Source organism: Actinosynnema sp. NPDC059335, assembly GCF_042752395.1.
Taxonomy (GTDB): domain Bacteria; phylum Actinomycetota; class Actinomycetes; order Mycobacteriales; family Pseudonocardiaceae; genus Actinosynnema.
Genome location: NZ_JBHYXZ010000244.1, coordinates 1 through 8,611 on the forward strand (window position 1 = coordinate 1; position 8,611 = coordinate 8,611).

The window sequence follows — 8,611 nt, forward strand, 5'->3', positions numbered from 1 at the left end:
GGCCAACACCCGCAACGCCCGCCCCGGCCCGCTCGGGAGGACGTCCGGGTCGGGCGCGGCCCGCGGGGCGGTGGTGCGGCGGGTCGCGGCCATCACCGGCTACCCGTGGTCGTGGTGGGCGCGGTGGGCGCGGGTCGGGTGGTGGTAGTTGTGGTGGTGGTCGTCGTCGACGTGGTGACGGGCCGGACGGCGCTGATCGGTTCCGGGCAGTCGGGACCGTGGTAGATGACGACCGTGCCGCCGCGGGGCACGGGGTTCGGCGCGACCTTGGAGATGCACCCCTGGTCACCCTGCAACTGCGGGACCACCCGCACCCCGCACGCATCCCGGCCGCACTGGGACACGAGTTGCTCCTCGATGTACGCCTCCATGTCCGCGGGCGCTTGGCCGATGCGGCTGGCGTCATACTTGATGGGGCTGCCGGGCACCCCAGGCGGATCGGTCCTCCCCGGTCCGCGGGGCGTCGTGGCCGGCCGCTCCGCCGAGGTGGACGTCCCGGGTCGTGACCCCGAGGCCGTGCCGGGTTCCTCCGTCGAGGCCGTGGTGCCCTGCTCGGCCTTGGGCGTTCCCGGCATCCCGCCGCAACCGACGACGACCGCGCAGAGCAAGACCGCAAACCCGCTCAACCACCTCATCGGGCCTCACCACCCCTGCAGCTCCCCGGGGACTCACCCACTAGGAGTTGCGGAGGGTCGCCCGGATACACCGGGCAGCGCTATGCACCTTCCCCCGGAAGAGTGAACGTCCGGCCGCGGTCGACGTAGGCGATCGCGGTCGGCGGACCCCGGCGCTCCACCTCGGCGGTGAAGGCCGAGAGCGGCGACTTCATCACGCTGTAGTCGTCGTAGTGCACGGGCACCGCCTGCCGCGGCCGCAGCAGTTCCAGCAGGTCCACACCCTGCGCGCCGTCCATGGTGAGCAGCACGCCGAGCACCTTCGTGCCACCCAGGTGCAGCACCGCGACGTCGATCGACGGGTAGCGCTCGCGGATCTCGCGCAGGTCGTCGTGCACCAGCGTGTCGCCGCTGAGGTACAGGCGCAGCGGCGCGGCCCCGGGCGTCGCCCGGTACTCCACCATGCTGCCCATGACCGGCGGCAGCAACCGCGCCAACCGACCCCGCGCGTGCCGGCCGGGCAACGCCGTCACGGTCACGCCCGCCCCGCCCTTGGTCAGGCTCAGGTCCTCCCACGTGGACAGGGCCACGGGCTCCCGGAACCCCCGCCGCCCCAGCCTGCGCGCCGCGTGCGGCGTGGTCAGGATCGGCAGGTCCCGGTCCAATCCGCGCGACGCGACCCGGTCGAAGTGGTCGCCGTGGAAGTGCGACAGCACCACCGCGTCCAACGGGGGCAACGCGCCGATCCCGACCGCCGGATCCTTCAGCCGCCGCGCCACGACACCCTGCCCGATGTGCGTCCACTGCCCCCGGTGCAGGAAGTTGGGGTCGGTCAGCAGCGTGAACGGCCCCAACCGCAGCACGGTCGTGGCGTTGCCGACGAAGAACAGCGAGTTGTCCCCGGTCATGGCGACGGGATAACCCACCCGCCGCCCTTCAACCCGCGGACCGGCCGCCGCCCCCGACAGCTCAGACGTTGCGCCGGTACTGCCCGCCCACCTCGAAGAACGCGTCGGTGATCTGCCCCAGCGTGCACACCCGCGCCGCGTCCATCAGCACCGCGAACACGTTCTCCCCCGACGCTGCGGCCTCCTTCAGCCGCCGCAGCGCGGGCTCCGCCTCGGCCGCGTGCGCGGCGGCGAACGCGCGCGTCCGCTCCACCTGCGAGCGCTTCTCCTCCTCCGTCGCCCGCGCCAGCTCGATCGACACCGGCTCCCGCTCGCCGCCCTCCGGCAGGAACGTGTTCACCCCGATCAGCGGCAGCGAGCCGTCGTGCTTGCGCTGCTCGTACAGCATCGACTCGTCCTGGATCCGGCCGCGCTGGTAGCCCGTCTCCATCGCGCCCAGCACACCGCCGCGCTCGGACAGGCGGTCGAACTCGGCCAACACCGCCTCCTCGACCAGGTCGGTCAGCTCCTCGATCACGAACGAGCCCTGCAACGGGTTCTCGTTCGCCGACAGGCCCCACTCCTTGTTGATGATGAGCTGGATCGCCATCGCCCGCCGCACGGACGACTCGGTCGGCGTGGTGATCGCCTCGTCGTAGGCGTTGGTGTGCAACGAGTTCGTGTTGTCGTACAGCGCGCACAACGCCTGCAACGTGGTGCGGATGTCGTTGAAGTCCATCTCCTGCGCGTGCAGCGACCGCCCGGACGTCTGCACGTGGTACTTGAACTTCTGCGACCGCTCGTTCGCGCCGTACCGCTCGCGCATCGCGATGGCCCAGATCCGCCGCGCCACCCGACCGATCACGCTGTACTCGGCGTCCATGCCGTTGGAGAAGAAGAACGACAGGTTCGGCGCGAAGTCGTCCACCGCCATCCCGCGCGCCAGGTACGACTCGACGTAGGTGAACCCGTTGGCCAGCGTGAACGCCAACTGGCTGATCGGGTTCGCCCCGGCTTCCGCGATGTGGTAGCCGGAGATGGACACCGAGTAGAAGTTGCGGACCTCGTGCTCGATGAACCACTCCTGGATGTCGGCCATCATCCGCAGCGAGAACTCGGTGGAGAAGATGCAGGTGTTCTGCCCCTGGTCCTCCTTGAGGATGTCCGCCTGCACGGTCCCGCGCACGGTCGACAGCGCCCACGCCCGCAGCTCCGCCGCCTCCGCCTCCGACGGCTCCCGGCCGTGCTCCGCGCGGAACTTGTCGACCTGCTGGTCGATCACCGTGTTCAGGAAGAACGCCAGGATCGTCGGCGCCGGCCCGTTGATCGTCATCGACACCGAGGTGGTCGGCGCGGTCAGGTCGAACCCGGCGTACAGCGCCTTCATGTCGTCCAGCGTCGCGATCGACACCCCGGACGTGCCGATCTTGCCGTAGACGTCCGGCGGCGTGTCGGGGTCGCGGCCGTACAGCGTCACCGAGTCGAACGCGGTGGACAGCCGGGTCGCCTCCGAGCCCTGCGACAGGTACTTGAACCGGCGGTTCGTGCGGAACGCGTCACCCTCGCCCGCGAACATCCGCGCCGGGTCCTCGCCGTCCCGCTTGAACGGGAACACCCCCGCCGTGTACGGGAAGCGCCCGGGCAGGTTCTCCTTGCGCAGGAACCGCAGCAGCGTGCCGTCGTCCTCGTAGCGCGGCAGCGACACCCGCCGCACCTCGTTGCCCGACAACGTCTTCCGGGTCAACCGGGTGCGGATCTCCTTGTCCCGCACCTTGACGACCATCTCGTCACCGCTGTACGCCTCGACCGTCCCCGGCCACGACGCCAGCAGCTCCGCCGCCACCGCGTCGACCCGCGCCTCCGCCGACTCCAGCACCGCCGTGATCGCCCCGGTGTCGTGCCCGGCCGCCTCCAGCTCCGCCTTCGCCGCCCGCAGGTGCGCGACCCGCCGCACCGCGTCCACGTGCGTCTCGGTGGCGCGGTGGTAGCCGCGCACCGTCTCGGCGATCTCGGCCAGGTACCGCACCCGCGTCGGCGGCACCACCGTCGCCGCCGACGTGGACACCTTGCCCGTCACCGCCGGCAGCGAGCCCTCGGCCACGTCCAGCCCGCGCTTGCCCAGCTCGTCGCGCACGTGCTGGTAGAGCGCGGTCACGCCGTCGTCGTTGAACGTCGCCGCCGACGTGCCGAACACCGGCATGTCCTCCCACGACGCCCCGAACGCCTCCCGGTTGCGCACCAGCTGGCGCGCCACGTCGCGCCGCGCGTCCTCCGCGCCCCGCCGCTCGAACTTGTTGATCGCCACCGCGTCGGCGAAGTCCAGCATGTCGATCTTCTCGAGCTGCGACGCGGCGCCGAACTCCGGCGTCATCACGTACAGCGAGAAGTCCACGAACGGCACGATCGCCGCGTCGCCCTGGCCGATGCCGGGCGTCTCCACGATCACCAGGTCGAACCCGGCCGCCTTGCAGGCCGTGATCGCGTCGGCCAGGCCGTCCGGCACCTCCGACCCCGCCCGGCGCGTGGCCAGCGAGCGGAAGAACACCCGGTCGCCGTCCAGGCAGTTCATCCGGATCCGGTCGCCGAGCAGCGCGCCGCCGCCGCGCCGCCGGGTCGGGTCGACGGCCAGCACCGCGACCCGCAGCTTGTCCTGCTGGTCCAGCCGGAACCGGCGCACCAGCTCGTCGGTCAGCGACGACTTGCCCGAACCACCCGTCCCGGTGATGCCCAGCACCGGCACCGGCCGCTCCCCCGCCGCACGCCGGACCCGGTCGTGCACGTCCGATGGCAGCGCGCCCGCCTCGATCAGCGTGATGGCGCGGGCCAGCACGTCCTCGCTGCCGGCGAACAGGCCGTCCCAGGACGACGGCGGGCGCTCGGCCAGCGGGTGGTCGCACGCCCGGACCATCGTGTTGATCATGCGGGCGAGGCCCAGCTCCTGCCCGTCGGCCGGGGAGAAGATCCGGGCCACGCCGCGCGAGTGCAGCAGCTCGATCTCCTCCGGCACGATCACGCCGCCACCGCCGCCGAAGACCTTGATGTGCCCCGCGCCGCGCTCGGCCAGCAGCTCGACCAGGTAGCTGAAGTACTCGACGTGCCCGCCCTGGTAGGCGCTGATCGCGATGCCCTGCACGTCCTCCTGCACGGCCGCGGCGACGACCTCGCGCACCGACCGGTTGTGGCCGAGGTGCACCACCTCCGCGCCCTGGGACTGGAGGATCCGGCGCATGATGTTGATCGCGGCGTCGTGCCCGTCGAACAGGCTCGCCGCCGTCACGAAGCGGACCGGGTGCAGCGGGGTGTGCAGGGGTTCGGCGGTCACGACTGGCTCCTTCGGCAGCGCGGAACTGCCCCCAGATTACTAGGACATCCGTCTATCGGAAGTACGACGACTTGTGCGGCAGGTCACCCTGGCCGAGCGACCGGGAATACACCGGTGTAACTTCCGTCCAAACGGGGTAGAGGATCTTCCATGAGCAGCACACCGATCTACGACGAGCTGGCCGCCATCCTGCTCGCCGACCACCCGGCCACCGCCGACGCGGCCGCGGCCGGGAAGCCGCAGACCGAGCCCGCCGACGAGACCTCCAAGCAGGTCCGGACCGGCGGCCGACGGCGCAAGCCCGAGCCGGATGCCTGATTATTTTCAGTTAACACTGAAGCTATAGAGATCGTTGCGGTCGAACATGCGTTCGACCGCAAATTATGCTGCGCCCATGCAGGTGTCGTTGTTCGATGACGGGGCGCAGGCGCCCTCGCTGCGCCCGCTGGCCGGCGTGCGGCGGACCGTGCTCGGGGACGGCGCGTGGATCGACGTGCTGCCCGGCTGGCTGACGGGCGCGGACGCGCTCTTCCGGCGACTGGCCGCCGAGGTGCCCTGGCGGGCCGAGCGCAGGCAGATGTACGAGCGCGTGGTGGACGTGCCGCGCCTGCTCTGCTTCTACGGCGAGGGCGCGCCGCTGCCCGACCCCGTGCTCACGCGGGCCCGTGACGAGCTGAGCGCCTGGTACGGCGAGGAGCTGGGCGAGCCGTTCCGGACCGCCGGCCTGTGCTACTACCGCGACGGCCGGGACTCCGTGGCCTGGCACGGCGACACGATCGGGCGAGGGTCGACCGAGGACACCATGGTGGCGATCGTGTCCGTGGGCACGCCGCGCGCGCTGGCCCTGCGACCGCGCGGCGGGGGCGGCGCGACCGTGCGGTACGCGCTGGGGCACGGCGACCTGATCGTGATGGGCGGCTCGTGCCAGCGCACGTGGGAACACGCCGTGCCGAAAGCGGGCAAAGCGGTCGGACCCCGCATCAGTGTCCAATTCAGACCGCGCGGAGTCCGCTGACCAGCTCGAATTTGCTCCTTGTCCAACCCGACCGCCGTCACTACTCTCCGTCTGGGAGCGCTCCCAGAACGCGTTGCGAACATCCTCAAAGGAGAGCGGTATGCGGCAACGGAGATCGATCCTCGGCGCCCTTCTGACGGCCGCCTTGGCCGTCGGCGGCGCCGTCGCGATCGGCACGGCGGGACAGGTCACGGCGGCCCCGGCCGGTGGTTACCTGCACACCGCGGGCAACAAGATCGTCGACAGCACCGGCGCGACGGTCCGGCTGACCGGCATCAACTGGTTCGGCATGGAGACCGACAACAAGACCTTCCACGGGCTGTGGTCCAACCGGACGTGGAAGCAGCAGCTCGACCAGATGGCGTCGCTGGGCTACAACACCCTGCGCATCCCCTTCTCCAACGACGCGCTCAAGCCGGGCGCGACGGCGTCGGGCGTCAACGACTACGTCAACCCCGACCTGGTCGGGCTGTCGCCGTTGCAGATCCTGGACAAGGTCATCGACTACGCGGGGCAGAAGGGGATGCGGGTCATCCTCGACCGGCACCGCCCGACCAGCGCCGGCCAGTCCGCCCTCTGGTACACCGCGACCGTGCCGGAGAGCACCTGGATCAACGACTGGAAGATGCTGGCCCAGCGGTACGCGGGCAACACCACGGTGATCGGCGCCGACCTGCACAACGAGCCGCACGCCGAGGGCACCAACCCCAACGCCACCGGCGCGTGCTGGGGCTGCGGCGTCGTGGAGCGCGACTGGCGGCTGGCCGCCGAGCGGGCGGGCAACGCGATCCTGTCCGTGCAGCCGAACTGGCTGATCTTCGTCGAGGGCGTGAGCTGCCCCAGCGGCGGCCTGTCGGACACCTGGGACAACGACCCGTCCAACGACGAGGACTGCGGCTGGTGGGGCGGCAACCTGTCCAAGGCGGGCGAGTACCCGGTGCGCCTGAACGTGGCGAACCGGCTGGTCTACTCGCCGCACGAGTACGCGACCTCGGTGTTCGAGCAGAAGTGGTTCACCGCGCCGGACTTCCCGGCGAACCTGCCCGCCATCTGGGACAAGTACTGGGGCTACCTCTACAAGAACAACACCGCGCCGCTGATGATCGGCGAGTTCGGCTCGACGCTGGCCAACCCGAAGGACAAGGTGTGGCTGGAGAACCTGATGGCCTACACCGGCAAGGGCGTCGGCGGCATCTCCTTCACCTACTGGTCCTGGAACCCGAACTCGGGTGACACGGGCGGCATCGTGGGCGACGACTGGACCACGGTGAACCAGGCCAAGCAGTCGATCCTCCAGCCGTACCTGATCCCGCCGACCGGTGGCGGGACGACGACCACGACCACCACGACCACGACGACGACCACGTCGAACGGTGGCGGCACGGGCGCGTGCAAGGTCGCGTGGCGGCAGGACAACGCGTGGCAGGGCGGTTTCCAGGGCTCGCTGACCGTCACCAACACCGGCGCCGCCGCGGTCAACCCGTGGAAGGTCGTGTTCACCGTGCCGGCGGGCGTGACCATCGCCAGCGGGTGGAACGGCACGTTCACCCAGAGCGGGACGACGGTGACCGTGACCGCGCCGTCCTACGCGCCGTCGCTGGGCGCGGGCGCGTCGGTGTCCCTCGGGTTCACCGCGAACGGCACGGCGGGCACGCCGACCGGCGTGACGCTGGCCGGTTCCGCCTGCACCGGGTGACGCCGGGCGGGACCACCCGCGCGTGACCGACCCGGGAGGGCCGTGGCCGCCGGCCACGGCCCTCCCCTCCCACCGGAGGTCGCGGCGGAGCGACGGTCGGACGGGCGATCCGGGGGGCCTACCGCAGGATGGCGACCATCGTGTCCGCGGCCGTGGTGGCGGGGCGGTCGCTCACCTGGCCGTCGCCCAGCTCCACCACCCGCCACTCGCCGTCCTCGCGGCGGGCCAGGTCGACCGTCACGAACCGCAGGTGCCGCACCAGCGGCCCGACGGCGGTCAGGTCCGGCGCGTCCGGCACGTCGTTGGGCGTGTCCGGGTGCGGGCCGATGAGCGCGCACGCGCCGTCCACCCACCACGTCCGGACCTCGGTCGAGGTGAACGGCTCGAAGCGGCGCAGCACGAAGCCGCCCGTCGCGTCGTCGTCCCGCAGCTCGGTGAACCGGCGGGCGACCCGCCACGCGGCGTCGGCGTCGGCCAGGTCCGGGATGTAGGCGGCCTCGTGCCAGTGGTGCTTGACCGACTTGGTGTAGTCGCGCAGGACGGCCGGCCCGGCGTGCAGGCGTTCCCGCGCCCGCTCGAACCCGTCCCGGTCGAAGCCGTCGGTCCAGACCGACTCCGGCGTGAGGTCCTTGAAGTCGTCGTACCAGCCGGGCAGCTCGTGGGCGGCGCGGTACTGGTCGGCGGTGGTCCGCAGCACGGCCCCGCGGTCGGCGAGGGCGTCGGCGAACCCGGCGTAGTGCTCCGAGCGGAGCATCCAGCCCCGGTAGACCACGTCGTCGTCGGCGGGCACCCTGGCGACCGCGCGCTCGGCCTCGCCGCGGGCCAGCGCGTCGTGGTCGACCAGCGCGACCCGGTGCCCGGCGCCGCGGGCGGCGGCGGCCTCCGGCGCGAAGTGCGGGTCCGGTCGGGTGTGGCGGAGCGGGTCCGCCGGCACCAGCAGCATCATGCCGTCATCGTGATCGGCCGGCACCGCTCCCGCCAGCGGATTACCCCGACCGGGGCGGCGGCGCGGCGCCGCCGCCGCGGGGCCCGCCCGGGTGGGTTACCCGAGGACGGACCCGAGGCGGACCGGGAGCG

7 protein-coding genes are annotated in these 8,611 nt (G+C 71.8%); 3 read left to right on the plus strand and 4 right to left on the minus strand.

Going from position 1 to position 8,611, the window contains the following annotated elements:
• Positions 1 to 92: 92 nt before the first annotated feature.
• The 3 genes from ACFXGA_RS38360 to icmF all read right to left on the minus strand — a co-directional run bounded on the left by ACFXGA_RS38360 (position 93) and on the right by icmF (position 4,823).
• Positions 93 to 428 (minus strand): hypothetical protein, encoded by a 336-nt coding sequence (locus ACFXGA_RS38360; protein ID WP_378097514.1) that lies wholly within the window; start codon positions 426 to 428, stop codon positions 93 to 95.
• A 287-nt stretch (positions 429 to 715) separates the two neighbouring features.
• Positions 716 to 1,522: an MBL fold metallo-hydrolase gene (locus ACFXGA_RS38365; RefSeq protein ID WP_378097517.1), complete on the minus strand. Its 807-nt coding sequence runs from the start codon at positions 1,520 to 1,522 to the stop codon at positions 716 to 718.
• Between the two features lie 61 nt (positions 1,523 to 1,583).
• Positions 1,584 to 4,823: a fused isobutyryl-CoA mutase/GTPase IcmF gene (icmF, locus tag ACFXGA_RS38370; protein ID WP_378097519.1), complete on the minus strand. Its 3,240-nt coding sequence runs from the start codon at positions 4,821 to 4,823 to the stop codon at positions 1,584 to 1,586.
• A gap of 150 nt (positions 4,824 to 4,973) precedes the next feature.
• Here icmF and ACFXGA_RS38375 point away from each other — a divergent pair, with 150 nt between their 5' ends.
• From ACFXGA_RS38375 to ACFXGA_RS38385, 3 genes are all read left to right on the plus strand, one after another.
• Entirely contained in the window at positions 4,974 to 5,141 is a 168-nt protein-coding gene (locus tag ACFXGA_RS38375) for a hypothetical protein (protein WP_378097522.1), read from the plus strand.
• Between the two features lie 76 nt (positions 5,142 to 5,217).
• Entirely contained in the window at positions 5,218 to 5,838 is a 621-nt protein-coding gene (locus ACFXGA_RS38380; protein WP_378097524.1) for an alpha-ketoglutarate-dependent dioxygenase AlkB, read from the plus strand.
• Between the two features lie 100 nt (positions 5,839 to 5,938).
• The gene (locus ACFXGA_RS38385) at positions 5,939 to 7,534 is read left to right on the plus strand and encodes a cellulase family glycosylhydrolase (protein ID WP_378097527.1); all 1,596 of its coding nucleotides are present in this window, start codon (positions 5,939 to 5,941) and stop codon (positions 7,532 to 7,534) included.
• A gap of 118 nt (positions 7,535 to 7,652) precedes the next feature.
• Here ACFXGA_RS38385 and ACFXGA_RS38390 read toward each other — a convergent pair whose 3' ends face one another.
• Positions 7,653 to 8,480 carry an ATP-grasp domain-containing protein gene (locus tag ACFXGA_RS38390; RefSeq protein WP_378097530.1) on the minus strand — a complete coding sequence of 276 codons (828 nt, stop codon included), beginning with the start codon at positions 8,478 to 8,480 and terminating at the stop codon, positions 7,653 to 7,655.
• Positions 8,481 to 8,611 lie beyond the last annotated feature (131 nt).